Source organism: Streptomyces sp. NPDC016845, from assembly GCF_044332585.1.
GTDB lineage: Bacteria > Actinomycetota > Actinomycetes > Streptomycetales > Streptomycetaceae > Streptomyces.
Genome location: NZ_JBIRPI010000032.1, coordinates 40,120 through 66,376, shown reverse-complemented (window position 1 = coordinate 66,376; position 26,257 = coordinate 40,120). Strand labels below are relative to the sequence as shown.

22 protein-coding genes and 2 pseudogenes are annotated in these 26,257 nt (G+C 70.2%); 10 read left to right on the top strand and 14 right to left on the bottom strand.

What is annotated here, in order from left to right:
* From ACH4RC_RS38920 to ACH4RC_RS38905, 4 genes and pseudogenes are all read right to left on the bottom strand, one after another.
* Positions 1–275: pseudogene (locus ACH4RC_RS38920) on the bottom strand (hypothetical protein); the annotation flags it as partial.
* Between the two features lie 86 nt (positions 276–361).
* Positions 362–1,213: an aldo/keto reductase gene (locus ACH4RC_RS38915; protein ID WP_398209261.1), complete on the bottom strand. Its 852-nt coding sequence runs from the start codon at positions 1,211–1,213 to the stop codon at positions 362–364.
* A 36-nt stretch (positions 1,214–1,249) separates the two neighbouring features.
* Positions 1,250–2,278 (bottom strand): annotated as a pseudogene (locus ACH4RC_RS38910) (zinc-binding dehydrogenase).
* Positions 2,279–2,345: 67 nt separating this feature from the next.
* Positions 2,346–3,323, bottom strand: coding sequence for an aldo/keto reductase (locus tag ACH4RC_RS38905; protein WP_398209260.1), 978 nt, complete (start codon positions 3,321–3,323; stop codon positions 2,346–2,348).
* Positions 3,324–3,544: 221 nt separating this feature from the next.
* Here ACH4RC_RS38905 and ACH4RC_RS38900 point away from each other — a divergent pair, with 221 nt between their 5' ends.
* Together ACH4RC_RS38900 and ACH4RC_RS38895 are read left to right on the top strand one after the other, a co-directional pair.
* The gene (locus tag ACH4RC_RS38900; RefSeq protein WP_398209259.1) at positions 3,545–4,447 is read left to right on the top strand and encodes a helix-turn-helix transcriptional regulator; all 903 of its coding nucleotides are present in this window, start codon (positions 3,545–3,547) and stop codon (positions 4,445–4,447) included.
* A 21-nt stretch (positions 4,448–4,468) separates the two neighbouring features.
* Positions 4,469–5,068, top strand: coding sequence for a transposase family protein (locus ACH4RC_RS38895; protein ID WP_398209257.1), 600 nt, complete (start codon positions 4,469–4,471; stop codon positions 5,066–5,068).
* Between the two features lie 611 nt (positions 5,069–5,679).
* On the opposite strand, the gene pqqE is transcribed toward ACH4RC_RS38895, so the two are convergent.
* The 10 genes from pqqE to ACH4RC_RS38845 form a co-directional block, all read right to left on the bottom strand.
* Complete coding sequence (pqqE, locus tag ACH4RC_RS38890; RefSeq protein WP_398209255.1) at positions 5,680–6,810, bottom strand: pyrroloquinoline quinone biosynthesis protein PqqE; 1,131 nt, start codon at positions 6,808–6,810, stop codon at positions 5,680–5,682.
* Positions 6,807–7,073 (bottom strand): pyrroloquinoline quinone biosynthesis peptide chaperone PqqD, encoded by a 267-nt coding sequence (gene pqqD, locus ACH4RC_RS38885; RefSeq protein WP_398209253.1) that lies wholly within the window; start codon positions 7,071–7,073, stop codon positions 6,807–6,809. Before pqqD ends, pqqE begins: the two co-directional genes overlap by 4 nt.
* Positions 7,070–7,834: a pyrroloquinoline-quinone synthase PqqC gene (gene pqqC, locus ACH4RC_RS38880; protein ID WP_398209251.1), complete on the bottom strand. Its 765-nt coding sequence runs from the start codon at positions 7,832–7,834 to the stop codon at positions 7,070–7,072. Before pqqC ends, pqqD begins: the two co-directional genes overlap by 4 nt.
* Complete coding sequence (gene pqqB, locus ACH4RC_RS38875; RefSeq protein WP_398209249.1) at positions 7,831–8,724, bottom strand: pyrroloquinoline quinone biosynthesis protein PqqB; 894 nt, start codon at positions 8,722–8,724, stop codon at positions 7,831–7,833. The genes pqqC and pqqB overlap by 4 nt, the downstream gene beginning before the upstream one ends.
* Positions 8,725–8,733: 9 nt before the next feature.
* Complete coding sequence (gene pqqA / locus ACH4RC_RS38870; RefSeq protein ID WP_398209247.1) at positions 8,734–8,865, bottom strand: pyrroloquinoline quinone precursor peptide PqqA; 132 nt, start codon at positions 8,863–8,865, stop codon at positions 8,734–8,736.
* A gap of 93 nt (positions 8,866–8,958) precedes the next feature.
* A complete protein-coding gene (locus tag ACH4RC_RS38865) occupies positions 8,959–9,951 on the bottom strand; it encodes a ThuA domain-containing protein (RefSeq protein ID WP_398209244.1) in 993 nt (330 codons plus the stop codon).
* 101 nt (positions 9,952–10,052) lie between these two features.
* Positions 10,053–12,203, bottom strand: coding sequence for a PQQ-binding-like beta-propeller repeat protein (locus tag ACH4RC_RS38860; protein ID WP_398209242.1), 2,151 nt, complete (start codon positions 12,201–12,203; stop codon positions 10,053–10,055).
* A 192-nt stretch (positions 12,204–12,395) separates the two neighbouring features.
* Positions 12,396–13,208, bottom strand: a complete 813-nt coding sequence (locus tag ACH4RC_RS38855; protein ID WP_398209240.1) for a citryl-CoA lyase — start codon at positions 13,206–13,208, stop codon at positions 12,396–12,398.
* On the bottom strand, positions 13,205–14,422 hold the full coding sequence (locus ACH4RC_RS38850; RefSeq protein WP_398209238.1) for a CaiB/BaiF CoA transferase family protein: 1,218 nt from the start codon (positions 14,420–14,422) through the stop codon (positions 13,205–13,207). Before ACH4RC_RS38850 ends, ACH4RC_RS38855 begins: the two co-directional genes overlap by 4 nt.
* A 55-nt stretch (positions 14,423–14,477) precedes the next feature.
* Positions 14,478–15,248, bottom strand: a complete 771-nt coding sequence (locus tag ACH4RC_RS38845; protein WP_398209236.1) for an IclR family transcriptional regulator — start codon at positions 15,246–15,248, stop codon at positions 14,478–14,480.
* Positions 15,249–15,450: 202 nt separating this feature from the next.
* On the opposite strand from ACH4RC_RS38845, the gene ACH4RC_RS38840 reads away from it, so the two are divergent.
* From ACH4RC_RS38840 to ACH4RC_RS38805, 8 genes are all read left to right on the top strand, one after another.
* Entirely contained in the window at positions 15,451–16,953 is a 1,503-nt protein-coding gene (locus ACH4RC_RS38840) for an aldehyde dehydrogenase family protein (RefSeq protein WP_398209234.1), read from the top strand.
* The gene (locus ACH4RC_RS38835; RefSeq protein ID WP_398209232.1) at positions 16,950–18,701 is read left to right on the top strand and encodes a thiamine pyrophosphate-binding protein; all 1,752 of its coding nucleotides are present in this window, start codon (positions 16,950–16,952) and stop codon (positions 18,699–18,701) included. The genes ACH4RC_RS38840 and ACH4RC_RS38835 overlap by 4 nt, the downstream gene beginning before the upstream one ends.
* 116 nt (positions 18,702–18,817) lie before the next feature.
* Positions 18,818–19,978, top strand: coding sequence for an ABC transporter substrate-binding protein (locus ACH4RC_RS38830; protein WP_398209230.1), 1,161 nt, complete (start codon positions 18,818–18,820; stop codon positions 19,976–19,978).
* A gap of 7 nt (positions 19,979–19,985) precedes the next feature.
* Positions 19,986–20,855, top strand: coding sequence for a branched-chain amino acid ABC transporter permease (locus ACH4RC_RS38825; RefSeq protein WP_398209228.1), 870 nt, complete (start codon positions 19,986–19,988; stop codon positions 20,853–20,855).
* Positions 20,852–22,696 (top strand): ATP-binding cassette domain-containing protein, encoded by a 1,845-nt coding sequence (locus ACH4RC_RS38820; RefSeq protein ID WP_398209227.1) that lies wholly within the window; start codon positions 20,852–20,854, stop codon positions 22,694–22,696. Before ACH4RC_RS38825 ends, ACH4RC_RS38820 begins: the two co-directional genes overlap by 4 nt.
* Positions 22,693–23,427, top strand: a complete 735-nt coding sequence (locus ACH4RC_RS38815) for an ABC transporter ATP-binding protein (RefSeq protein ID WP_398209225.1) — start codon at positions 22,693–22,695, stop codon at positions 23,425–23,427. Before ACH4RC_RS38820 ends, ACH4RC_RS38815 begins: the two co-directional genes overlap by 4 nt.
* Before the next feature lie 95 nt (positions 23,428–23,522).
* Complete coding sequence (locus tag ACH4RC_RS38810) at positions 23,523–24,404, top strand: shikimate dehydrogenase (protein ID WP_398209224.1); 882 nt, start codon at positions 23,523–23,525, stop codon at positions 24,402–24,404.
* 125 nt (positions 24,405–24,529) lie between these two features.
* Positions 24,530–26,242, top strand: a complete 1,713-nt coding sequence (locus ACH4RC_RS38805) for an FAD-dependent oxidoreductase (protein WP_398209223.1) — start codon at positions 24,530–24,532, stop codon at positions 26,240–26,242.
* The last annotated feature ends 15 nt before the right edge of the window (positions 26,243–26,257 follow it).

Sequence of the window (26,257 nt, the reverse complement as noted above, 5' to 3'; positions counted from 1 at the left end):
GCGAGCACGACGTCACCGTCGAGACAAGCATCGACCAGATCGCGGGCGACCTCACCAAATGGATGGCCATCCGCGCTACCTAAAACACGGCCTAGTTTCACCGTGCTTCCGGTCGTTGCGTCGGGCTGGGAGGCGGTGGGGGTGCCGGAGCTCGGTGAGGATGGTGAGCGGCCCGCAAGGCGGGTCGCGCTCAAGGCGGCGGTTGCGGTCAGCAGTGCGCCGCGCAGAACGGTCCGCCGGCCCGGCAGGGCGCCGTGGTGCTGTGGCGGGATCATGATGGGTGGCTTCCGGTGAACCATGGACGCCGGGCGGGTACCCCTTTAGGGCACCCGCGGCCGGCGAGCGGCAGTGGGTAGGGCGTTCAGCTGTCCAGGCGGCGCCCGGCGAGCCAGGTGACCATCTCGGGGTCGTGGTGGTCGAAGAACAGGGAGCTGCCGGTGTCGAGGGTGGCGATCTGGGCCATCTGCTCGTCGGTGAGCCGGAAGTCGAAGACGTCGATGTTCTCGGCCATGCGCTCGGCGCGTACGGACTTGGGGATGGCGATGACGCCGCGCTGGGTCAGCCAGCGCAGGACGACCTGGGCGACGGACTTTCCGTACTCCTTGCCGATCTCGGCGAGCAGCGGGTTGGTGAACAGGTCGTTCTTGCCTTCTGCGAAGCCGCCCCAGGACTGGATCTGCACGCTGTGCTCGCGCATGAGGTCCTGGTAGTCGGTGCGCTGGAAGAAGGGGTGGGTCTCGATCTGGTTGACCTGCGGGGTGATCTCGTTGTTGAGGATCAGGTCGATGAGCCGGTCGGGGTAGAAGTTGGCGACCCCGATCGCCTTGCTGAGCCCCTCGCGGTTGAGGGCTTCCATGGCGCGCCACTGGCTGTAGACGTCGCCGAAGGGCTGGTGCATCAGGTACAGGTCGAGGTGGTCCAGGCCCAGCTTGGTCAGGGACGTCTCGAAGGCGCGGCGGGTGTTGTCCTGGGCGGGGGCGTCCTGAACCCACAGTTTGGTGGTGACGAACAGGTCCTCGCGCGGGATGCCGCTGGACTTGATGGCGCGGCCTACGGCCTCCTCGTTGCCGTAGGCGGCGGCGGTGTCCAGCAGGCGGTAGCCGGCGGCCAGTGCTTCGGAGACGGCGCGCTCGGTGTCCTCGGCGGGGATCTGGTAGACGCCGAAGCCGAGGAGCGGCATGTCGATGCCGTTGTTGAGGGTGACGGTCTGCATGAGCGGGATGTCCTTCTGGGGTGCGGGGGCGGGTGGTCAGGGGCGGATCAGGGCCTTGAGGACCTGGCGGTCGGCCATGGCCCGGTAGGCGTCCGGTGTCTGATCGAGGGCGAATTCCTGGTCGAAGACGCGGCCAGGGCTGATGGTGCCGTCCAGGACGTCGGGCAGCAGCTGCTTGATGTAGGCGCGGGCGGGGCTGGCGCCGCCGGTCAGGGTGATGTTGCGCATGAACTCGGCCGGGCCGATCGGGCCCTGCTCGTACTGGGGGACGCCGAGCCGGCTGATGGTGCCGCCGTCCAGGACCGCGGCGAGCGCGGTGTCCAGGGCCTGACGGGTGCCGACGGCCTCGATCACCTTGTCCACGCCGCCGGTCAGCTCGTGAATGCGGGCGATGCCCTCCTCGCCGCGCTCGGCGACCACGTCGGTGGCGCCGAACTCACGGCCCAGGCCGGTGCGGGCCTCGTGGCGGCCGGCGAGCACGATCCGCTCGGCGCCCAGCCGCTTGGCGGCGATCACCGCGCACAGGCCGACCGCTCCGTCCCCGACCACCAGCACCGTATCCCCGCGGGTGACGCCTGCGGTGACGGCGCCGTAGTGGCCGGTGGTCATCACATCGGAGAGCGCGAGCAGCGAGGGCAGCAGCGCGGAGTCGACGGTCACCGGCAGCTTCACCAGGGTGCCGTCCGCGTACGGGACGCGGACGGCTTCGCCCTGGCCGCCGTCGACGCCGTCGAAGCCGTACCGGCCGCCGTCGCGGCCGGAGATGTGCAGGCCCTTGGCGCAGTAGTCGCAGGTGTTGTCGCTGTAGGTGAACGGAGCCACAACCAGATCCCCGGCCTTCAGGCCGGCCACGTCCGCGCCGGTCTCCTCCACGGCGCCGAGGAACTCGTGCCCCATGGGCCGACCGGTGTCGGTGGCGGGCATCGAGGCGTAGGGTCACAGGTCGCTGCCGCACACACAGGACGCGACGACGCGGACCACGGCGTCGGTGGGCTGGGCGATCTTCGGGTCGGGCCGGTCCACGACGCGGACGTCGCCGGCTCCGTACATCACTGCTGCACGCATGAAAGGTGTTACTCCAAACGAGGGGCGGGGGGGGGCGCCACGCGGAGCGCGGCGTGCCAGGGCGGGCTCAGCGTTCGAGCATCTGCGCCTGGGCCTCGGTGTGGGTGTCGCCGGCGGCGGGTGGCAGGCTGGAGAGCTTGTCAAGCTGCTCGGCCGTCAGCGCGACCGTGTCGGCGGCGACGTTCTCCTCGACCCGGGTCACGTGCTTGGTGCCGGGGATGGGGGCGATCTCGTCGCCCTGGGCGAGCAGCCACGCCAGCGCCACCTGCCCCGGCGTGGCGCCGACCTCGTCGGCCAGCGCCCGGACCTGGTCGGCCAGCGCCAGGTTGTGCTGGAAATTCTCGCCGGTGAAACGCGGGTTGTCGCGGCGGAAGTCGTTCTCGTCGAACTGGTCGGTGGAGCGCACCGTGCCCGTCAGCATTCCGCGGCCGAGCGGGGAGAACGGCACCAGGCCGACGTTCAGCTCCCGCAGGACGGGCAGGACACGGTCCTCGATGCCGCGGGTGAACAGGGAGTACTCGGACTGCACCGCGGTGACCGGCTGGACGGCGTGGGCCCGGCGGATCGTGTCCGGACCGGCCTCCGAGAGCCCGAAGGCGCGGACCTTGCCCTCGGCGATCAGCTCCGCCACGGCGCCCGCGGTCTCCTCGATCGGCGTGTTCGGATCGACGCGGTGCTGGTAGTACAGGTCGATGTGGTCGGTGCCCAGCCGCTTCAGGGAGCCCTCGACGGCGGTGCGGATGTTGGCCGGAGCGGAGTCCAGGTTCCACGCGCCCTGGCCGGCGTGCGAGACCAGGCCGAACTTGGTGGCCAGCACCACCTTGTCCCGGCGGCCCTTCAGCGCCCGCCCGAGCAGCTCCTCGTTGAGGTAGGGGCCGTAGATCTCGGCGGTGTCGATCAGTGTGACGCCCAGCTCCAGCGCCCGGTGCACGGTCCGGATCGACTCCGCGTCATCGGTGCCCGAGCCGGTGTAGCCGTGGGACATGCCCATCGCGCCCAGCCCGATCCTGGAAACCTCCAGGTCACGCAGCTTGATGTACCGCATCTCGCCCTCTTCCGATCAAGGTGTCGCCGGGTCTTCCACTCTTGCCCGGCCCGGCCCGGCAGGCCGTGCCGGGCCGGGCCGGGCGGGAGCGAAGAGGCCGGCGTCTTCGTCATTCACCCTCGCCCGGATTGCTCCGGTGTGGCAGGGCGGGCTCTTCAGGGGTAATGACAGGGCCCCCCTCCTGTCTGCGGCGCGGCGGCCTGCCGGGTGAGACTGGGGTCATGGCATCGACGAGCGCGCACAGCGAGGGCGCCGAGCTGGGCCGCTACCTGCGCGCCCGCCGCACCCAGACCAGTCCCGGACACGTTGGCCTGACCGTCGGCGCCGGCGTCCGCCGCACCCCCGGCCTGCGCCGCGAGGAACTGGCCACCCTTGCCGGCATCAGCATCGACTACTACGTGCGCCTGGAACGCGGCAAGGAGACCCGCCCCAGCCCCGCCGTCCTCGACTCCCTCGCCCGCGCCCTGCACATGGACGACCAGGAACACCAGCACCTGCGCGAGCTCGCCGCCCGTGCCGCCCGCTACGCCCCCGAACCGCCCCCGGCCCCCAGCCGCACCGTGCGTCCCCACCTGAGGCTGCTGCTGGAGTCACTGCGGCCGAACCCGGCCTACGTCATCAGCCGCAGCATGGACCTGCTGGCCTGGAACCCCGGCGGCCTCGCCCTGTACGCAGGGCTGGAGGACTGGCCGGCCAAGCACCGCAACCTCGCCCGCTACCTCTTCCTCCACCCGGCCTCGCGCGCCCTGTTCACCGACTGGGACCGGCAGATCACCGCCTGCGTCGCCCGCCTGCGCGCCGTCGCGGGCACCGCCCCCGACGCCCCGGACCTGACCAACCTCGTCGGCGAGCTCCTCCTCAAGAGCCCCGACTTCGCTCGTTTGTGGGAACGCTATGAAGTGACCGGACGCAAACCTGCTGCCAAGACGTTTCGCCACCCTCAGGTCGGAACGCTCACGCTCACGTCGCAGTCCCTGCACGTGGAAGGCACCCCCGGCCAGCGCATCGGCGTCTATACCGCCGAGCCCGGTAGCCCGGACCACGATGCGCTGCTTCTGCTCGACATGACTGCGCGGCCTGCCGCCAGCCCCACGCAGCGGGACGCAGTGCGCCGACACAGCTGACGTCACGCCGTACTGACTCCTGTGCGAGCCGATGTACGGAGAAGTGGGCATCACACGCCTCGTCGCCGGCGCCATTCGCTGGTATCGGTCCTGCTCACCGCCTGCTGCGCGGTGCCGGCCGGGGCCCGCTCCTATCTGGCCGTGGGCCAGTGGGCCCGTCACGCGCCCCTGGATGCGCTCGCCCGGCTCGGCGTGCGCGCGGCCGGATCGCTGGGCGTACGCCGCGCACCGTCGAGTTCCACCATCCGCCGCCTGCTGCCCCCCGTATGTCCCGGCAGGCTTGCCGGCCTGCTCGGATGCGACCCCGCGGGCAGCCGGCATCTGGCCGTGGACGGCGAAGCCGCCCGCGGCTCGCGCACGGAGGCCGGCCCGGCCGCCCACCTGTTCTCCGCTGTCCTGGAAGGCGGACGCACCGTCAGCCAGTTGCGGGTGCCGGACGAAACCACCGAGGTCACCGGCTTCACGAAGCTGCTGTCCCCGTTCGACCTGGCCGGTGTCGTGGTGACCGCCGACGCCCTGCACACCCACCGCAACCACGCCAGGTGGCTGGTGGAGGCGATGAGGGCGCACTACCTGCTCGTGGTCGAGCGGAACCAGCCGACGCTGCACAACGCGTTGTGATCGCTGCCGTGGAAGAAGGTGACCGCCCGCCGCTACGACCGCGAGCCGGGGCACGGGCGGCGTGAGACCCGCTCGGTGTGCTCGCTCACCCGTCACCGGTCTCGGGCTGGACTTCCCTTGATCGGGAAGCTGCGCAGTGTGGCCATGTTCGCCGGTCCGTGCCCGGTGCGGATCTTCGAGGCGTCCTCGCCGAACGTGGTGTCTCTGACGTGGTGCACAGCCTCGTTGCCCCATTGCGCGCGGGCGAGTTGGCCGATGGCCTGGGGAGATGCCGCACGCGCCGTCAGGTCGGTGATGGGGTGGACGGTCTGGCGGGTGATCTTGCCGGTCTTGAGGTCGGTGCGATGCCGGTGGATTTTCGCGGCCTGCGCCCAGCCCCCTGCACACCGCCGAGCACCACAGCATCGCCGCCGGCGTGCGCGAGGCCTCCTACACACCGTTCACCCGTCCGCTGGACTTGATCGGGCTGCCCTGACCAGCAACGCCACATGATCGCCAGGACTTTGAAACAGCCCTGGGCCCCTGGCGGGGCGCTGCAGTGACCGTGTAATCCACCGTCCTGGCTCAACCGGCAGCGCAGGTGCCGAATCGCGCGCCAGAGCCTCAGAGCCTCAGTGCCTCAGGGAGGCCCTGGGCGGCGAGCCGCTCGTGCCGGTCGGGTTGGTTGCGGCAGTGGGACGCCGGGGGACGATCGTGGGCGGTTCGCTGACACGGGTGAGGCTTATGAGGGCGGGGTGGTCGGGGGAGAGGGAGCAGGCGGGGTCGGTTCGGGTGGCGTCTCCGGTGAGGGCGTGGGCCTGGCAGCGGCAGCCGCCGAAGTCTTCGGTGCGCCGGTCGCAGGTGCGGCATGGGGAGGGCATCCAGTCCGTTCCCCGGTAGGTGTTGAAGGCCGGTGACTCTTCCCATATCCAGCGCAGTGAGTGGTCGGCGATGTTCGGGGCGTCGAGGCCGGGGATGGACGCGGCCGCCGGGCAGGGCAAGGCTGTTCCGTCGGGTGTGACGGTGAGGGATACGGCGCCCCAGCCGCCCATGCACGGTTTGGGTGTTCCGGAGAAGTAGTCGGGGACGACCCAGGTGATATCGAGTACGCCGTCGAGCTTTCTGCGCCAGCGGTCCACCGTTTCTGTGGCGGCGGCAAGCTGGTCCCGGGTGGGCATGAGTGCGGCCCGGTTGAGCAGACCCCAGCCGTAGAACTGGGTGTTGGCCAGTTCGATGCGGTCCGCGTGCCAGCTGACGGCCAATGTCATGAGGTCGTCGATGGCCTCGAGATTGTGCCGGTGCAGGACCACGTTGATACCGAGTGGCAGACCGTGTTCCTTGACCAGTTGCGCGGCTGTGCGTTTGGCGTCGAAGGAACGGCGGCCCCCGATCTCGTCGGACTTGACGGGGTCGGCGTGCTGGACGGAGAGCTGCACGCTGTGCAGACCGGCGTCGACCAGCGCATCGAGCCGCGTCGCCGTCAGGCCGACACCGCTGGTCACCAACTGCGTGTACAGGCCCGCACGGACGGCGGCTCGGGTGATGTCCTCCAGGTCCCGGCGGAGCAGGGGCTCGCCGCCGGACAGATGGGTGTGCAGCACGCCGAGTTCTGCCGCCTGGGTGAAGACCGCGGCCCACTGCTCGGCCGCGAGCTCGCGGGAGCGGCGGGTCAGCTCCAGCGGGTTGGAGCAGTAGCCGCAGTGCAGGGGGCAGGCGTGGGTGAGTTCGGACAGCAGCGCCCACGGCGGGGCAGGGGTGGTCATCGCAGACAGCCTTCCGTGCGCAGCCGCTCCAGGAACGAGGTGATCTCACGCTGTGCCTGTTCGACGCCGACGTCACCGGTGAAAGTCGCGGCGATCTCCGCCACGGTGTGCCGGCCGTCGCAGCGCTCCAGCACGGCACGGCCGGTGCCGTGCAGCACGATGACCCGCTCGGGCAGCAGCAGCACGTCGACCCGGCGGGTGGGATCGTGGCGCAGCACCGCGGCCGAGTGCACGCGCGGACGCCAGGACCCGGAGCCGTTCATCGGGCGTCCTCGGGCGGGGACCCGGCGCCTTGCACGCTGTCGAGCAGGCTCCACAGCACCTCGCACTTGAAGGAGACGGCGTCCAGCGCTTGTTGCTGCTGTTCACGTGTGGTGGCCCACTGTGTGACCCAGGACAGTGCCTCACTGCCGTCCCTGCGGCCCTGAGGGACACGGCTTCGGAAGTAGGCCAGGCCGTCCGCCGCGATCCACGGATAGTGGACGGGGAAGGTGTCGAGCCGGGTCAGCATGATGGAGGGCGCGCACAGTTCGGTGAGTGACGAGGCGACTGCTTCGAGGATGCTCTGGTTGCGGCAGAAGTTGACGTAGCCGTCCACGGCCAGGCGTACTCCGGGCAACAGATGCCGGTGCGAGATGAGTTCGTCGCGGGCGAGGCCGACGGCGTCACCGAGGCGAAGCCAGCGTTCGAGTCCGCCTTCGCCGTCGGTGGCTCCGTCGTGGTCCTGGATGCGCCGGATCCAGGAGCGTCGGTGGCCGGGTGAGGGAAGCTTGCTGAGGATCAGTGCGTCCTTGATGGGGATGTTGCACTGGTAGTAGAAGCGGTTGGCGACCCAGGTGCGCAGTTCTGCCGGGCGCAGTTCACCGCGGTGCATGCGCTGGTTGAACGGGTGCCGGTCGTGGTATCGCGCCGCGACCAGGCTGCGCAGCCGCAGCTCCAGTGCGTCCGCGTCCCACGGTTCCGTATCCGGTCCGCCTCGGTCGACCGACGGAAGACCGGTAGCGGGTAGGGCGGTCGTGGTCACAGGGTCACCACCATTCTGTCCTCGGCTACGCGCAGGCCGAGGGCCGCGAGCCGGTCGTGTCCGCGAGCGCCTGGGTCGCCCAGCAAGTTGGTGTTGTTGAGGTGGGTGTACAGGATCTGTGCACCGGTGTGGCGAAGGCGGGATGCCGTGCCCAGGGGCCCCTCGATGGGCAGGTGCCCCATTTCGGAGGCGGTGCGCTGGGAGATGCCGGTACGCCGGGGTTCGTCCTCGTCGAGGAACGTGCCGTCAATCAGGGCGCAGTCGCATCCGGCGACCGCTTCGTCGAGGCGCTCACTCCAGGCGGCGATCGCCGGAGCGTACAGGGCGCTGGTGCCCGCCTGCGGGTCGCACACCTTCAGCGCGGAACTCCAGGCGGGGTGGGTTGCCTCGTCGGCGGCGTAGCGCGGCCGTTTGTCCGACAGGGGCACAGCGCTCACGGTCAGCCCCGCGATCTCGGCCGGGTGGCCGGTGCCGGCGAGCGGGAGGTCGTGCCAGACGAGTGTGGTGTAGGGGGAGAGGATGTCGGTGAGGGGCAGTCGTGCGGTGAGGGCCTTGTGCACGGGTTCGGTGCACCAGATCTCGATGCGGGCGGCTTCGCGGAGCCGCAGCAGGCCCAGGGTGTGGTCGAGTTCGGCGTCGGTGAGCACGACCCGGACCACGGGGGTGCGGCCGTTTCCGGCGGCCGGTCGCAGGCTGGGGTGACTTTCCAGTTGCTCGGCGATGTCGGGTGAGGCGTTGGCGAGGAACCAGGCGTCGGGCCCGTGGAAGGCGAGGGAGTCGTGCAGGCGTCGGCGCGAGGGGTGCCGGCGTGCCCCGGCGCAGCCGGGGCACGCGCAGTTCCACTGGGGGAGGCCGCCGCCTGCCGCGGTCCCGAGGGTGCGCAGCAGCACGGCGGGCGCCTACTTCTTGCTCAGGGCGTAGGCGGTGATCTCCATGGCGGTGTCGACGACGGTGAAGTCCGGTGCCTGCCAGCCGGTGTGCTCGGCGGGCTGTGCCTGGACCTCGGGGGTGGGGAGGGTCTGCTCCTGCATGGTGACTGCCTTTCTTCGGGGTGATCGGGTGAGATGTGGCGGTTCCCGGCCGGTGCCGGGCGACCCCGTGGGGTGCGCCGCCCCTGTCGGGGGCTACTTGCAGAAGGGTGCTTTGCCCATGGCGGACTCGATGCCGCCCACGAGGAGCTTCTGGAATTCGGCGGCGCCGGGGAAGGAGCCGTCGGTGGTGAAGTCCTTGGCGTCGTGGCCCAGGGTGGTGAGCCAGGAGCGGCCGCCGTCGTAGTACTGGCACCAGGCGACGGGGTGGTTGTTGCCGTGTCCGGGGTGGTTGTAGTTGCCGGTCACTCCCTTGGCCAGGGTGGACTCGTCGACCTTGGCCAGGACGCGCACGTTGGTGGGGGCGGGCACGAGGTTGTACCACTCGTCGGAGATGGACCACTTGGGCGGCAGCTTCTTGGTGGAGACGTCCTTGCGGTTGACTGTCTCCACGGTGCCGGGCTGGTTGGCGCCGTGGTCGTAGAAGTTCGCGTTGCCCAGCAGGCCCTCGTACCAGGGCCAGTTGTACTCGGTGCCGAAGGCGTTGTGGACGCCGACGAAGCCGCCGCCGCCGCGGATGTACTGGCGCAGCGACGTCTGGGCGGCGTCGTCGAGTGTGTCGCGGCTGGTGGAGTAGAAGATGACCGCGTTGTACTTGAACAGGGCTGCCGGGGAGGCGAGTTGGGAGACGTCCTCGGTGTAGTCGACCTGGAAGCCGTTGTCGGTGCCCAGCTTCTGCACGGCCTTCTGCACGACGTTGCTGTCGGTCAGCGGGGGGTTCAGGCCCGAGGCGAGGGTGGGTCCGAGGTTGGCGTGGCGGGGGCCGGCGGTGCGGGTGTAGAGGAGGACCTTGTAGCCCTTGGACGTGTCGAAGTTGCCCCAGTTGTGGTAGCAGCGGGCGTCGGTGCCGCGGCACACGCCGTAGTCCGGGTCGCCGAGCTGTTGGGCGCCCTGGCCGATACGGCCCTGGGCGACGCTGAGGGTGCCGGTGGCGACCAGTGCGATGGTGATGCCGAGGGTGCCGGCGGCGCCGGTCAGTGCGGCGGTCAGAGGGCGGACACGGGATCTCTTGCCGGAGGTTGTCGTCATGCGGGTGTCCTCGCGAGGTGTGAAGGCGGTGTGCGGTGCTGCCGGGGTCGGGGCCTGCCCGAGCCGGCGGTCGGAGGGTGAGGCGGACCGTCACACGGCCGTCACGTGACGACGATCTTTCCGGTGCTCTGTGGGGCTACCGGGTCGTTGTAGAAGTACTCGCCCGGCGTGTTGAACGTGTACGTGTAGGACTGACCCGGCATCAGCAGTCCGGTGTCGAACTCGGCCTCGAAGAACGAGACGGCGCCGTGCGCGGACTTGTTGTCGGCCGGGTTGGTGAAGGTGACCGTGGTGCCCTTGGCGATGGCCAGGTGCTGGGGTGCCATGGCGTTCTGGGACACGAGGCTCTCGGTCGTGCCTGGCGCGTTCTTGGCGTTGTCCCAGGTCCGGCCCAGGGTGACGGTGTTGTGCGCGGTGTCGCCGCTGACCGCGGCGGTGCGGATCTGGTTGCGCTTGGAGGGCGGGACCGGCGCCGCGGCGGGCTTGACCTTGCCGCCGATCTTGAACGCCCAGAGGTGGTCGCCCTTGGGGATGTCGGGGTAGGGCAGTCCGTTGCCGCCGGCGAGGACGGCTATGTACTGCTCGCCGTCGACCTCGTACGTGAGCGGGCTGGTGTTGACGCCCGCTCCGCACTGCCAGCTCCACAGCTCGCTGCCGTCGCGGTCGTCGAGCGCGGTCAGTACGCCGTCGGGGCGGCCCTGGAAGAGGAGGCCGCCGGCGGTGGACAGGATGCCGTTGCCGTGGGCGAGGGACCAGTCGCCCTCCTGGCGCCAGACGACGGTGTTGGTGCGTGGGTCGACGGCGGCGAGTCCTCCGGCGAAGTACTCGCCCAGCGGGCGGGCGGTGTTGACGCGGCCGCCGTGGGTGTTGGAGTAGGCGGAGTTGATGAGCCCGTAGCCGACGTAGACGAGGCCGGTGCGGTGGCTGAAGGAAGGGAAGGACCAGTCGGCGCCGCCGCCCGCGCCGGGGAAAATGATCGTGGCGCGGTCCCAGTGGGCCTCGAAGAGGCCGCCGGTGGGGTAGAAGGGGACGGGCCGGGTGGCCTTGTCCAGGCGGGGTTCGGTGTCGACGAAGGGTTCGCCGCCGGGGAAGGGCTGGGTGGGCGAGGTCTTCTGCCCGGCGTGCTGGGGGACCGGGCGTTCCTCCATGCCGTGGATGGGCTTTCCGTCGGCGCGGTCGAGGATGTAGTACATGCCGGTCTTGCTGCCGTAGACGACGACGCGCTTCTTCTTGCCCTTGATGAGCAGGTCGGCGAGGACGGGGGACATGACGCCGTCGTAGTCCCAGATGTCGTGGTGGACGGACTGGAAGTGCCAGCGCCGCTTGCCGGTCTTGGCGTCGATGGCGACCAGGCAGTTGGCGAAGAGGTTGTCACCGCCGCGGGTCGAGCCGTCGGTGCGCGGGTAGGGGTTGCCGAACGTCCAGTAGACGAGGCCCAGTTCGGGGTCGACGGCCGGGTGGATCCAGCACACCGCGCCGCCGGTCTTCCAGGTGTCGCCCTCCCAGGTGTCGTGGCCGAACTGGCCGGGGCCCGGGGTGCCCCAGAAGGTCCAGGCGACCTCGCCGGTCGCGGCGTCGAGGGCGTAGGCGCGGCCGCGGGCGCCTGCGGTGCTGCCCTGGGTGCCGATGTAGACGAGGCCGTCCCAGTAGACGGCGGCGCCGGCCAGGCCGCCCTTGCTGCCGCCGCACTGGCCGCTGGCGGGGTCGCAGTCGGGGTCGCCCTGGTCGTCGACGAGCAGTTCGCGGGTCCAGCGGATCGCGCCGGTCTTCTGGTCGAGGGCGACGACGGTGTTGTCACCGGTGATCGTGAAGGCCAGGCCCTGGCCGAGCGCGATGCCGCGCATGTTCGTGGTGTCGCCGCTGACCTTCGTCTTCCACTTGACGGCGCCGGTGCGGCCGTCGACGGCGAAGACGTTCTGCTGCGTGGTGGCCAGGTAGAGGACACCGTTCTGGGCGATGACGGCGCACTGCTGGTGGCTGGCGGTGGAGCCGCCCTCCAGGTTGATGTGCCAGGCGCCGCCCAGCTTGCGGACGTTGGCCGCGTCGATGCGCTTGAGCGCGGAGTGGTTCTGGTTGCCGAGGTTGCCGCCGGCCTTGGGGAAGTCCTTACCGGTGGCGGCGTGGGCCTGGGCGGGCACGGGCCGCGCCAGGGCGTCGGAGGCGGAAGCCGCCTGAGCCGGTGCCGAGTTGAGCAGGGCGACGGTGCCGGCGGTCGAGGCCGCGGTGGTGGTGAGGAAGCTGCGTCTGTCCATGGTCCCTCTTTCGAGACGGGTGCCTGGCGGACTCGTCAGGGGCGGGCTCGAGGAGTCTCAGGCGGGAGGGAGAAGCGTGAAACGGATCATGGTCCGCTGTACGGTTCGCATGGTCCGCACGGTGGGCGCCGATTGGCGGAAAGAAACGTTAGGCATGCGGTGCGGGTGTGACAAGAGGCGTGACGGGTTTATTCACGTCTCATGCGGCTGCGGCAGCCGGGCGGGCAGCACGGTGCGGGGGAGGGGCCCCTTGTTGCGGCGCCCCTGCCCGGTCTCCTCCCAGGCGTGGGCCAGGATGCCCACGGAGCGGCTGAGCACGAACAGGCCGCGCGCCAGCGGGGCGGCGAAGCCCAGTTCGGCGTAGATGACGGCGGTGGCGCCGTCGATGTTCATCGGGACGGGGCGGGCCCCGGCGCGGCGGCGCTCCAGGGCGGCTTCGACAGCCAGCGCGGCCTTGAGATGGTCGCCGCCCACGGTGCCGTCGGCCACGGCTTGCTCGACCAGCGCGAGGAGCGGGTCGCGGCGCGGGTCGCGGGGGTGGAAGCGGTGTCCGAAGCCCGGCAGGTACCGCGAACGGCTCTGCCAGTCGGCCATGGTGAGGCGGGCCGCGTCGTCCCAGCCGACGCCCTTCGAGGCCGCTCCGACGATGTCGGTGAGCATCTCCACGCACTGCTGGCCGGCGCCGCCGTGCGCGTCGCCGAGCATGTTCACCCCGGTGGCCATGGCGCTGTTCAGGCCGATGCCGCAGGTGGCCGCCATCCTCGCGGCGGCGATCGAGGGAGCCTGCGGGCCGTGGTCGACGCCCGCCACCAGCGCTGCCTCGAGCAGGGCCGCCTGCCGCGGTGACGGCGTCGTGCCGCGCAGCAGCAGCCAGATGACGTCCACGAACCCGGCCTGGCCGATGAGCTGCTGGACCGGGCGCTCGCGCAGTTCGATGCTGCCGGGCTCGATGTGGCTGACGGCGGTGGCCCACCACTGCGCCGCCTCGTCCTGGGGGCCGGTCATGAGGCGGCGGCCTCCTCGGCAGACGCGGTGGCTGCGTTCGTCGCCGCGGACCAACGGCGCGCGAGCTCCTCGCGCTCGGTGTTGTGCTCGCCCAGCAGCGGAGGCGGGGAGGGGGGATCGAAGGGTTCCCCGTCGAACAGCACGCCGTTGCCCACAACGCGCAGGGGCTGCCCGGTACGCCCCGGATGGCCCAGCTCGGTGACGAAGCCGCGGTGAGCCAGTTGCGGCTGTTCCAGTGCTTCCGGCACGGTCAGAACCCGGGCCGCGGGCACGCCGGCCGCGTTCAGGTCGCGTTCCCACTCGGCCGCCGGACGGGCCGCCAGAGCTTTGTTCAGGGCTGTGCTGAGCTCGCCCCGATGGGCCTTGCGCTGCTCCCGCTCGCTGAAGCGGGGATCCGTGATGAGTTCGGGGACGTCCGCAAGGCGGCACAGCGTCTCGAACTGGCGCTGCTGGTTGGCGGCGATGTTCAGCGGCCCGTCCGCGGCGCGGAACGTCCCCGAGGGCGCGGAGGTGGGGTTCTGGTCACCCAGGGGCTGCGGCGGGATGCCGCTGACCAGGTAGTTGGAGACGGCCCAGCCCATGGTGGACAAGGACGCCTCCAGCATGGAGACATCCAGTCTGCTGCCTCTTCCCGTGCGCTCGCGACGCAGCAGCGCGGCACTGATCGCGAAAGCCGCCATCAGTCCGCCCGTGGTGTCGCAGACCGGGAAGCCGATGCGCTGCGGTGCGGTCTCGTGCGTGCCGGTCACGCTCATCATGCCGGTCAGGCCCTGCACGATCTGGTCGTAGGCGGGCGCGTCGCTCATCGGGCCGGTCTGCCCGAATCCGGAGATGGAGCAGTAGACGAGGCGTTCGTTGAGCTGGGCCAGGCGTTCGGGACCATAGCCCATCCGTTCCAGCACCCCGGCCCGGAAGTTTTCCAGCAGTACATCGGCACCGATCAGGAGGTCCTCGAACAGGGCCCGGTCAGCGGTGTCCTTCAGATCGAGCTCGAGCGATTTCTTGCCCGCGTTCTGAGCCAGGAACGACGCCCCGACTCCGTCACGGTTGAGCGCGGGATCGGGGCCGAGACTGCGAGCGAGATCTCCCTGCCCGGGGCGCTCGATCTTGACCACTTCCGCGCCCATCAGCATGAGTTGATAGCTGCAATAGGGGCCGGCGAGCACGTTCGTGAGGTCCAGAACGCGTATTCCATCGAGTGGGCGGATGTGCATACGGCGTCTCCTTCCAGTGGCGCCCCGCGTGGGGGCGCCACTGTGGGCGTACGGGTCAGGTGCGCGGCCCTAGGGGGTGCTGGAAACCCTGCTGGGCGATACGGGCGGCCGTCTCCTTCAGGTCGTCCGCGAAGTCGTCGGTGGCCGACTGCGGAATGCGCACACTCGGGCCGCTGAGCGAGAGGGAAGCCACTGTCACGCCGGACGGGGTGCGGATGGGAACGGCCACGGCGGTGAGGCCGACGTCGCGTTCACCGTGGCTGACCGCGTAGCCGCGGGTGGCCGCTTCCTCCGCCCACAGGCGCAACTGCTCGGCGTGCGCCACGCCATGGGGCGAGGCGGCGGCCACCCGCTGCAACAGGCCGTCGGTGGCACCGATGAGCAGCACCTTGGAGGAGGCGCCCGCCCACAGGGGCAGCTCGTCGCCCACCCGCACCACGTGCCGCAGCGGCTGCGGGCTTTCCTGCTGGGCGACACAGACGCGGTGGATGTCCCGGCGGATCATGAGATTCGCCGTCTCGCCACGCCGGTCGACCAGCTCGCGCAGCAACTTCTGGGTGTCCGGCGGAAGTTCCCAGCTGGTGTGCGCCAGATGGGCCCACCGCCACAGCCCGGGGCCGGCCGTGTAACCGCCTGGTGTGGCCCAGAGCAGGCCGTACTGCTCCAGGGTCTGCACCAGGCGCACCACGGTGGTCTTGGGCAGGCCGGTGGCGTCGACCATGTCCCTGAGGGGGACGGTGGGCTGATCTTCGGTCAGCAGCGACAGGATGTCCAGAGCGCGGCGCACACTGCGTACGCCACCGCCGGTTCCTTGTTCCGCGTCCACGTTCTCTCCTTCGTGTCTGAGGCGATCTCCGCGTGCCAATGAACGGTCGCGGCGGCGGGACTGTACCCCTCGCCAGAGGAAACCTGAGTTCTCAACTTCTTCGCGCTGACCTATTGCCACGGCCTCACGGCGCCCGTACGTTACACGCCAGTCCACAGAGCAGTCCACGGAAACCACTAGATGGTTTCTTTCTGGAGACGTGATGCTGCAAGACCTTCTCAAGGCCGCCGACGCGGCCGACACCGTCGAGGCACTCCCTTTCCTCTCCGGATCATGGGGCGGCGAGGGCCCGCCCCAGGAACGCACCGGCCCCTACCTCAGACGCACGGTCAGCCGCGCCCCCACCGCCACGGCGGGTGAGATCGACACCGCCGTCGCCCAGGCCGGCCGGTACGCGAAACAGATGGCAGACCTCGCCCCCGCCGCCCGGGCCGACATCCTGGAGTCCGCCTCCCGCAACGCCACCGCCCACCGGGACCGACTGGCCCGCCTGCTCGCCCTGGAGCTGGGCAAACCGCTCAGGGACAGCCGCACCGAGATCGACCGCGTCGCCTCCACGTTCGCGGTGTGCGCCGCCGAGGCCCGCCGCATCGACGGGGAGAACCTCCCCGTCGCGGGCTGGGACACCGGCATCGGCAACACCGCCCTCACCTACCGGGCACCGGCCGGCGTGGCACTGGCCATCACCCCGTTCAACGCGCCCGCCAACCTTCTCGCGCACAAACTGGGCGCCTCCTTCGCCGCCGGCAACACCACCCTGGTCAAAGCCCCGCCCCAGGCCCCGGCCACCTCCGCGGCCGTCGTCGCGCTCCTCCTCGACAGCGGCATGCCCCACCAGGCGGTCCAACTCCTGCACGGCGGAGGCGAGGTGGGCGCCGCCCTGTGCGCGGCCGATGAGGTGAGCGTCATCAGCTTCACCGGCAGCGCCGCCACCGGCGCCGCCGTGGCCCGCGCCGCGGGCGCCAAACGCCTCGCCCTCGAACTCGGCGGCAACGCCGCGACCGTCGTCTGCCAGGACGCCGACGCCGGCGCCGCCGCGCAAGTCTGCGCACGCACCGGATACAGCAACTCCGGCCAGAGCTGCATCTCCGTGCAGCGCGTCTACGTCCACCGCAGCCGCTACACCGAGTTCCTCGACTCCTTCACCGCCGCCGTCGACGCCCTGGTGGTCGGCGACCCGCTGCTGGAAAGCACCGACATCGGCTCCATGGTCGACGAGAACGCGGCCGAACGCGTCGTGGCCTGGTCCAAGGAGGCCCAGCACCTGGGTGCCGGCGTCATCCGGGGCGGTACCCGTGACGGTGCCACCGCCGCTCCCACGATCGTCGCCAACCCGCCCGCGAACGCCTCGGTCGTCGTCAACGAGGTGTTCGGCGCGCTGGTGGCCGTCATGCCCTACGACGACTTCGACACCGTCCTCGAGCAGTGCAACACCAGCCGCTACGGACTCCAGGCCGGCCTGTTCACCCACGACCTCACCCGCATCATCACCGCCTGGCGGCGCCTGGAGGTCGGCGCCCTCATCGTCAACGGCTCCTCCAACTTCCGCCTCGACCACGTCCCGTTCGGCGGGGTCAAGGACTCCGGCTTCGGCCGTGAAGCTCCTCGCTGGCTCATCGACGACTACAGCGTCGTCAAGACCCTCATGCTGCGCGGCCTGTCCGTCTGGGGTGACAGCCGCGAGCTCCCTAAGGAGAACTCGTGACCACCGTGAACGCCGCCGAGGCCCTCGTCGCCCAGCTCGAGTCCTACGGCGTCGAGTACGTCTTCGGCACTTGCGGGCACACCAACATCGCGCTCCTGGACGCGCTCGGCCCCAGCTCGATCGAGTTCGTCATCGCCCGTCACGAACAGGCCGCCGCCCACGCCGCCGACGGCTACGCCCGCGCCACCGGCCGCCCCGGCGTGCTGCTCACCCACGTCGGGCCCGGCATGATGAACGCCGTCACCGGGGTCGCCACCGCCGCCCTCGACTCCGTACCCCTGATCGTCATCACCGGCGACATCCCCTCCTACTACTACGGCCGCCACCCGCACCAGGAGGTCAACCTCCACGCCGACGCCGACCAGACCGCCATCTTCCGCCCGTTCTGCAAGCGGACCTGGCAGGTGCAGCGCGTCCAGGACCTGCCGCGCGTCACCGAGCGCGCCTTCTCCACCGCCACCAGCGGACGCCCCGGCACCGTGCTGATCAACGTGCCCATGGACCTGTTCAACCGGCCGGTGGCGCCCTACGCCGGGGGCCACCCGCTCCCCGGCCACCTGGGCCGGCCCGGCCTGGACGAGGCGACCGCCGACCGGATCGCCGAAGCCCTGCTCCAGGCCGAGCACCCCCTGATCTACTTCGGCGGCGGGCTGCGCGGCGAGAGCGCCCGCACAGCCCTGCTCGGCCTGGCCGAGCACCTCGACATCCCCCTCGCGCACTCCCTGATGGGCAAGGGCGTCATCTCCGACCGGCATCCGCTGCTGCTCGGCATGCCCGGCTTCTGGGGCCTGGAGACCACGCATGAGCACACCAAGGGCGCCGATGTCGTCCTGGCGCTCGCCACCCGCTTCGCCGAGACCGACGCCAGCTCCTGGGACGCCACCTACACCTGGAACTTCCCGCCCAGCAAGCTCATCCAGATCGACATCGATCCGGCGGAGATCGGCCGCAACTACCCGGTCCACATCGGCGCCGTCGCCGATGTCGAACTCGCACTGCAGGCCATCGGCACAGCGGTTCGTGCCCGACAGTCCACGGCCCGCACGCGTCCGGGGCTGCGGGACGGCATCGCTGCCGCCCGCGGCGATGTCTTCGGCGCGGCCCGTGAAGCCGGCCGCAGCGACAACTTCCCGCTGCGTCCCCAGCGCATCCTCGCCGACCTGCGCGACGCACTGCCGGCCGACGCCGTACTCGTCACCGACGTCGGCTGGAACAAGAACGGCGTGGCCCAGTGCTACGAACTGCCCGAGGAAGGCCGCTTCATCACCCCCGGCGGCGCCTCCACCATGGGCTTCGGACCCGCCGCCGCGGTGGGCGTACAGATCGCCCAGCCCGACCGCGTCGTGGTCGCGCTCATCGGCGACGGCGGCATGAGCGCCCAGCTGCCCGCCGTCCCGATGGCCGTGGAACAGGGCGCACCGGTCATCTTCGTCGTGATGAACAACCGGGCCCACGGCACCATCGCCGACCTTCAGGCCTCGTCCTTCGGCCGCTCCTACGGCTGCGAGTTCACCGACGCCGACGGACAGCCGTACAGCCCGGACTTCGCCCAGTACGGCCAGTCCTGCGGAGCCGACGGCTACACCGTCACCGCACCCGGCGAGCTGCGCAAGGCACTCGACGACGCCATCGGCCGCCGCCGCCCCGCCGTCCTCGACGTCCCCATGGTCAACGAGCCGGTGCCCACCCCGGGCCACTGGAACATCAAGGACATCTACGCCGGTCACTTCCCGGCCGACACCATCTGACCAGCACGTCTCGCGCTCGCATCAGCTCCGTCGGCCGCCACCCGCGGCCGACGGAGGACGAGTCGCCTCCCCCCACGCCTCCCTCTTGCCTTCCACTCTCATCACGAGGTGACCGCATGAACCGCCCCGCCCGTCCGTCCGCGCCCCGCCCGCTGCTGATCGCCGCAGTGGCCCTGGCAGCCGCCGTGACCGCCTGCAGCGCCCCCGGTGAGAAGTCCGACGACGCGGGGTCCGACTCGGGCCCCATCAAGATCGCCGTCGTCGACGCCCGCAGCGGCCAGCTCTCCTCCCTGGGGGAGTGGGAGTACAAGGGCGCCAAACTCGCCATCGACGAGTGGAACAAGAAGGGCGGCATCGACGGCCGCGAGATCCAGATGAAGTCGTTCGACTCCCAGGGCGACCCCACCACCGGTACCAACCTGGCCCGCAAGATAGCCAGCGAGAACTACATCGCCATGATCGGGACCGCAGAGAGCGCCGTCACCGTCGCCATGGCCCCGGTGCTCAGGCAGTCCGAGATCCCCAACATCACCTCCGGCCAGGCAGACGCCCTCGTCGCCCAGAAGAGCCCCTTCCTGTTCCTCAACGGCCCCACCAGCACGACCTACGACAGCACTCTCGCCAAGTTCCTCATCGAGGAGAAGGGGTTCAAGAAGATCGCGATGATCTCCAACAACGGCTCCTTCGGCAAAGGCGAGCACGACGCCTTCACCATGGCCGTCAAGGACCTCGGCGTGAGCCCCGTCTCCGACCAGATCGTCACCACCGACCAGAAGGACTTCAGCGCCGCGCTCACCAAGATCCGCTCGGCGAGGCCGCAGGTCATCTTCATCGGCTCCGAGGAAGTCGAGGCCGGCCTCATCGTGAAGCAGGCCCGCGACCTGGGCATCGACGCCCCCTTCGCCGGCGCCGCCCCGCAAGGCACCCCCGTCTTCATCGACACGGCCGGCAAGAAGGCCGCCGAGGGCACCTTCGTCAGCTCCCCCTACCTGAGCAACGACATCAGCCCCGCCGCCCAGAAGTTCGCCGCCGCCTACGAGGCCGCCTACGGCGAGGAGGCCGAACTGCACGGCGCCAAGGCCTACGACGGCACCAACATCGTCCTCACCGCGATGAAGACCAGCGGCGTCGCCACCGGCAAGAAGCTCGCCGACGCCATCCGCGCCACCGAGTACGAAGGCCTGCTGGGCACCTTCAAGTTCGGCGAGGACGGGGTGGGGATCACGAAGACCACCATCGGCGTCATCCGTGACGGCAAGCTCGCCGAAGACAAGTGAGGCCGCTGTGCAGGACACCTTCCAAACCCTCGTCAGCGGACTGAGCCTCGGAGCGATCTACGCCCTGGTCGCCATGGGCTTCTCCCTGGTCTACCGCACCATGGGCCTGGTCAACTTCGCCCACGCCGACATCGCCATGATCGGCGCGTACGCCGCGTCCACCTTCTACCTCACCTCCAAGCTGCCCTTCGCCGTCGCCATGGCCGTGGCCATCGTCGTCACCGGCGCCATCGGCCTGGTCATCGAGCGGGTCCTGCGACCGCTGGAGAACAAGGACTTCGACCTGATGCTGATCGGCACGATCGGCTTCGGCATCGTCCTGCAGGCCGTCGCCATCCTCATCTGGGGCACCACCGGACGCGCCGTCCCCTCACCGCTGGACTCCGCACCGCTGGACGTCTTCGGCATCCGGATCCGCACCTACGACCTGCTCGTCATGGGCGTCGCCGCGCTCGCCGTCGTCGCTCTCAGCTTCTTCCTCTCCCGCACCAAACGCGGCGTCGCCATGCAGGCCGTCGCCATGGACCACGAGGCCGCCACCGCCATCGGCATCAACGTCGGCCGCAGCAACGCCCTCGCCTTCGCCATCGGCGCCGGCCTCGCCGCGCTCGCCGGGGGCCTGGTCGGCCCCATGCTCTACGTCGACGCCTCCCTCGGCGGCGCGCTGGGCATCAAGGGCTTCGCCGCCGCCATGCTCGGCGGCTTCGGCTCCATCAACGGCGCTGTGACCGGCGGCATCATCATCGGCGTCCTCGACTCCTACGCCGCAGGCCACTTCCAGGGCTACTCGGTCCTCGTCACGTTCCTGGTGTTCACCGTGGCCATCATGGTCCGCCCCACCGGCATCTTCGGCGAAAGGACGGTCAGCCGCGCATGAACTCGCTCATGAAACCCCGCGTCGCCGCGATCGCCGCGATCGTCATCGCGGCCTGGGCCCTGCCCTACGGGCTCGGCACCTACACCATCCACGTCGTCAACATCGCCCTCATCTACGCCCTGCTCGCCATCGGCATGGGCCTGGCCATGGGCATCTCCGGCCAGATCAACCTCGCCCAGGTCGCCTTCTTCGGCGTCGGCGCCTACAGCCTCGCCATCCTCACCACCCACACCGGCTACGGCTTCTGGGCCGCCGCCGTCCTCGCCCTGCTGGCCGCCGTGGCGACAGGACTGTTCGTCGGCATCCCCGCGCTCCGCATGCAGTCGCACTACCTGGGCATCGTCACCCTCGGACTGGCCCTCGGCTTCATCAACTGGATCACCAACGCCGACATCTCCGGCGGCGCCGACGGCATCTCCGGCATCCCGGCACCCTCCCTGCCCGGCATCGACCTGTCCAGCGAATACCTCTACTACTATCTCGAAGCGATCGTCTTCGCCCTCGGCCTGCTGTTCGGACTCTTCGTCGTCCACACCTCGCTCGGCCGCCGCCTGCGCGCCATGCGCGACGACTCCCTGGCCGCAGGCGCGATGGGCGCCGAGATCCCGCTGCTGCGCATGACCGCCTTCCTCCTCGCCAGCCTCTACGGCGGCCTGGCCGGAATCCTGTACGGCGGCCTCATCCGCTACGTGGCACCCGAGACGTTCTCCATCAGCAACATGTTCATCCTGCTCGCCATGGTCATCATCGGCGGCCGCCGCTCCCTGGTCGGCTGCGTCATCGGCGCCATCGGCCTGACCCTCGTACGTGAATGGCTCTCGGACTTCTCCACCTACGCCCAGCTCGGCTACGGCGTCGTCGTCGTCCTCATGGTCGTCTTCGCCCCCACCGGCCTGGCCGGCATCCCCGCACGCCTCCTCAGCCTCTACCGCCACCGACGCGGACACAGCACCGCCCGCGCCGAACTGCGCGCCTTCACCCCCTACGAACCAGCGCGGACCACGCCGGGCCCCGCGCTCCTACGTATCGCCTCCATCAGCAAACACTTCCGCGGCCTGCGCGCCCTCGACGAAGTCTCGCTCACCGTCGACGCCGGCGAGATCCGCGGCATCGTCGGCCCCAACGGCTCGGGCAAGACCACCCTGTTCAACGTCATCAGCGGCTTCTACCGAGCCACCTCCGGCACGGTCCACTTCGCCGACACCGACACCACCACAGCCCGCCCCTACGCCCTGTCGCTGGCCGGGATGGCGCGCACCTTCCAGAACCTGCGCCTCTTCGGGCAGTTGACCGTACGAGAGAACGTCCTGGTCGCCCTGGACCGCTCCCGCACCCACGCCATCTGGCGCTACGCACTGTGGCAGCCCGGCGTCCTCCGGCAAGAACGCCGTCTACGAACCCAGGCCGACGACATCCTCGCCCGCTACGGGCTGGCCGACTTCGCCGACGCGGAGCCCACCTCACTGCCTTACGGCATCCAGCGCCGCATCGAGATCGCGCGCGCCATGGCCGCCCGGCCCCGGCTGCTGCTCCTCGACGAACCGGCCGCAGGACTCAACGGCGAAGAGGTCCAGCAACTCGTCCGCATCGTCCGCTCGATCCGCGACAGCGGCACCACGGTCATCCTCATCGAGCACAACATGGGGCTGGTCATGTCGCTGTGCGAGAAGGTCACGGTGCTGTCCAGCGGAAAGATCATCGCGGAGGGTACGCCACAGGAGGTCGTCGCGACCCCTGAGGTGATCGAGGCATACCTGGGCGACTCCGAACCGAGTGATCCACAGCCCGAGCACCCCACGGAGTCCGGCCGCCCGGACCGCGCCAAGGAGGCCACGTCGTGAAGTCCACCCTCTCCGGCCCGGCGCCCCGTCTCACAGTGGATGACCTCAGCGTGCACTACGGGGGCGTCTGCGCGGTCAGCAACGTCGGCTTCACCGTCGAGTCCGGCCAGTCCGTGGGCATCATCGGTGCCAATGGCGCCGGCAAGACCTCCACGCTCAAAGCCCTCATGGGACTCGTGCCGCGCAGCGGCGGCCGCATCACCCTGGGCGAGACGGACCTCTCCAAGGCCAAGGCCCGCGACATGGTCCGCCACGGCATCGGCTACGTCCCCGAAGGACGCCATGTCTTCCCCGGCCTCCCGGTGGAGAAGAACCTCCTCCTGGGCGCGTACGCCCGCGCCTGGAACAAGGAAGTGCACCAGCAGCTCGACGAGGTCTACGACCTGTTTCCCGTCCTCGGCGAGATGAAGCACCGTCTTGCGGGCGCGCTCTCCGGCGGCCAGCAGCAGATGCTCGCGATGGGCCGGGCTCTCATGAGCCGGCCCCGCCTGCTCATCCTGGACGAGCCCTCCATGGGGCTGTCCCCCAAACTCGTCGGCAACATCCTCGACGTGCTGCTCAAACTGCGGGACGAGGGCCTGAGCCTGCTGCTGGTGGAGCAGAACGCGAAACTGACCTTCGGAGTCACCAGCCACTGCGTCGTCATGGAGAACGGCGAGGCCGCCATGACCGGCAGCTCAGCCGCGCTCAGCCACGATCCCCGCGTGCGCGAGGTCTATCTGGGGCTGTGACCCGCGGAAAAACCTGGGCACGACGGCTTCACGCCGGCAGACACGCGCTGATATTCATAACGAACTAGATAGTCCATAGCGTGCGTGGAGCAGTCATGACTCAGAAGTCGTACCTCCTGGCTCTCATCGGCACGGGCATCAAGCAGTCCCTCAGCCCGGAACTGCACGAGCGTGAAGCGCGTCGGCACGGCCTGCGATGCCTCTACCGCCTGCAGGACTTGGACCCACCCCTCCACGAGCGGAGCGAACGGCTGGGTGAACGCATTCGCCATGCCCAGCTGGCCGCCTTCTCAGGACTGAACATCACCCGCCCCTACAAACAACTCGTGATCCCCTACCTCCACCGACTGTCCCCTGCCGCGTCCCGGGCGGGGGCCGTCAACACCATCGTCTTCACCGAGGACGGGCGCGCCGTCGGCCACAACACCGACATCACCGGCTTCGCCGCCGCCTTCCGCCGGAACGCACCCGACGCCGCCCCCGGGCGCGTCGTGCAACTGGGAGCCGGCGGCGCCGGCGCGGCCGTGGCACACGCCCTGCTGGATCTCGGCGTGCACCGTCTCATGATCACGGACCCGAACCTCGACCGGGCACACGATCTCGCCAAGGCGCTCAACGAACAGGCCGGGGCCGACCGGGCCCAGGCCTGCACCGCAGCGGAGGCCGACACCCTTCTGGCCCACGCCGACGGGCTGGTCAACGCCTCGCCCGTAGGCACCGAACACGACCTCCGACTTCCCGTGCCCGAAGCCTCGCTGCACCCCGGGCTCTGGGTCGCCGACGTCAACTACCACCCGCTGTGGTCACCACTCCTGCACGCCGCCCACACCAGGGGGTGCACCGTCTTCCACGGCGGACACATGCTCGTCCACCAAGCGGCCGACGCCTTCCGGCTCTTCACCGGCCGCAAGCCGTTCACCTCCCACATGCTCGCCGACTTCGCCGAAATCACCGCCGACCTTCAGGCGCACACCTGACCCGGGCCCTATCAACCCGCCCCAGCCCCGTGGCGCGGTCCGCCGGCACCTCGTCACTCACGGCGCAACATGACGCACCAGCCCGCACGCCGCGGGCCACCCGCACGAGAGAGGCACGCCACCGCATGACGGACAGTTGGGACCACGAGACAGATCTGCTCGTCCTCGGCTCCGGAGCGGCCGGTCTCGGCGCGGCAGCCGTCGGCGCACAGGAAGGCCTCAGCGTCCTCGTGCTGGAGAAGACCGAGCGGCTCGGCGGCACCACCGCCTACTCGGCCGGTACCGCCTGGATACCGGGCCACCGTCACCAACAAGATCCCGCGGCCGACACCGAAGCGGCCCGCATCTACCTCGACACCCTGATCGGAGAGCGTGCCCCCAGGGCTCTGCGCGAAAGCTACCTCGCTCACGGACCCGAAGCGCTCGACTACCTGGAAAAGCAGCTCAGCATAGATTTCTGGCACTCCAGATCCGCGGTCGACTATCACCCCGACCTCCCCGGCCATGGCGTCGGCCGAGCCCTGGAACCCCAGACCTTCGACGGCCGCGTACTGGGCCGGGCCGAATTCGCCCGCATCCGGCACCCCGTTCCGGAGTTCGCCCTGTTCCACGGCACCCTCATGGTCCGCCGTCCTGAGACCGACCAGCTGCTCGGCATCTTCCACGGCTCACCGCGCGGCATCGCCCTGGCCCTGCGCCTCGGCCTGCGGTGGGCGCGGGACCGCGCGGCCGCATGGCCCCGCGGAACCCGGCTGACCATGGGAAACGCTCTCGTCGCGCACCTCTACCACCAGTTGCTCCGCCGCCGTGGCCATGCCTGGTTCTCCGCCCGCGCGAGGGGACTCATCACCGACGCCACCGGGCGCGTTGTCGGAGCGGCCGTTACCCACCAAGGCCGCACCGTCCGCGTCGGCGCACGCAAAGGTGTCGTCCTGGCCACCGGCGGCTTCCCCGCGGCAGCCCCCCTGCGGGCCGCTCATCTTCCGTCCCCCACACCACAGTTCACCCGGGCGGCCGAAAGTGCCACCGGTGACGCGATCGCGCTCGCACGCGCGGTCGGCGGAACCCTGGGCGTACCCCGGGATGACAACGCCCTCTGGTTCCCCAGCTCCATCGGCCGCCGCCGCGACGGCTCCACCGCCGTGTTCCCGCACATCTGGGACCGGGCCAAGCCCGGCATCATCGCCGTCGACGCGGCCGGCCGCCGCTTCACCGACGAGTCCGCCTCCTACCACCACTTCGTGCGCGCCATGTACGCCCGCCACGCGTCCACCCCCACGATCCCGGCGTGGCTGGTGACTGACGCTCACGCGTTGCACAGGTACGGCCTCGGCATGATCCGGCCGCACACCCCCCGACGTTTTCTCGAGCGGCACATCACCTCTGGTTACCTCCGCACGGGGCGCACGCTCCAAGACCTAGCCACCGCTGCCGGCATCGACGCCCACGGTCTCGAGCGCACGGTCGCCGACAGCAACCAAGCCGCCCGAGCGGGCGCCGACGAGCAATACGGCAGAGGGAGCAGCCCCTACGGGCGCCAGTTCGGCGACCCGGACCACACCCCGAACGCCAACCTCGGCCCGATCCGGAAGAGCCCCTTCTACGCGATCGCGGTCGTCCCCACACCGCTGGCGACCTCACTGGGCCTGCGTACGAACGCGACGGCGCAGGTCCTCGACGAGGATGACGACCCGATCCCCGGCCTCTACGCCTGCGGCAATGACGCCCACTCCATGGCGGCTTCGGAGTACCCCGGAGCAGGCTGCCAAATCGGTTCCGGTCTGATCTTCGGCTACCTGGCCGCACGCCACGCGGCTGCCGTCGAAGGAACCACATGACCTGCCGCTCCCGGC

Coding starts and splice junctions, on each gene's coding strand:
- ACH4RC_RS38830 (WP_398209230.1), top strand. CDS start 18,818: ATGAACCGCCCCGCCCGTCCGTCCGCGCCCCGCCCGCTGCTGATCGCC.
- ACH4RC_RS38850 (WP_398209238.1), bottom strand. CDS start 14,422: ATGCACATCCGCCCACTCGATGGAATACGCGTTCTGGACCTCACGAAC.
- ACH4RC_RS38810 (WP_398209224.1), top strand. CDS start 23,523: ATGACTCAGAAGTCGTACCTCCTGGCTCTCATCGGCACGGGCATCAAG.
- ACH4RC_RS38805 (WP_398209223.1), top strand. CDS start 24,530: ATGACGGACAGTTGGGACCACGAGACAGATCTGCTCGTCCTCGGCTCC.
- ACH4RC_RS38855 (WP_398209240.1), bottom strand. CDS start 13,208: ATGACCGGCCCCCAGGACGAGGCGGCGCAGTGGTGGGCCACCGCCGTC.
- ACH4RC_RS38860 (WP_398209242.1), bottom strand. CDS start 12,203: ATGGACAGACGCAGCTTCCTCACCACCACCGCGGCCTCGACCGCCGGC.
- pqqD (WP_398209253.1), bottom strand. CDS start 7,073: ATGAACGGCTCCGGGTCCTGGCGTCCGCGCGTGCACTCGGCCGCGGTG.
- pqqA (WP_398209247.1), bottom strand. CDS start 8,865: ATGCAGGAGCAGACCCTCCCCACCCCCGAGGTCCAGGCACAGCCCGCC.
- ACH4RC_RS38865 (WP_398209244.1), bottom strand. CDS start 9,951: ATGACGACAACCTCCGGCAAGAGATCCCGTGTCCGCCCTCTGACCGCC.
- pqqE (WP_398209255.1), bottom strand. CDS start 6,810: ATGACCACCCCTGCCCCGCCGTGGGCGCTGCTGTCCGAACTCACCCAC.
- ACH4RC_RS38905 (WP_398209260.1), bottom strand. CDS start 3,323: ATGCGGTACATCAAGCTGCGTGACCTGGAGGTTTCCAGGATCGGGCTG.
- ACH4RC_RS38820 (WP_398209227.1), top strand. CDS start 20,852: ATGAACTCGCTCATGAAACCCCGCGTCGCCGCGATCGCCGCGATCGTC.
- ACH4RC_RS38900 (WP_398209259.1), top strand. CDS start 3,545: ATGGCATCGACGAGCGCGCACAGCGAGGGCGCCGAGCTGGGCCGCTAC.
- ACH4RC_RS38915 (WP_398209261.1), bottom strand. CDS start 1,213: ATGCAGACCGTCACCCTCAACAACGGCATCGACATGCCGCTCCTCGGC.
- ACH4RC_RS38840 (WP_398209234.1), top strand. CDS start 15,451: ATGCTGCAAGACCTTCTCAAGGCCGCCGACGCGGCCGACACCGTCGAG.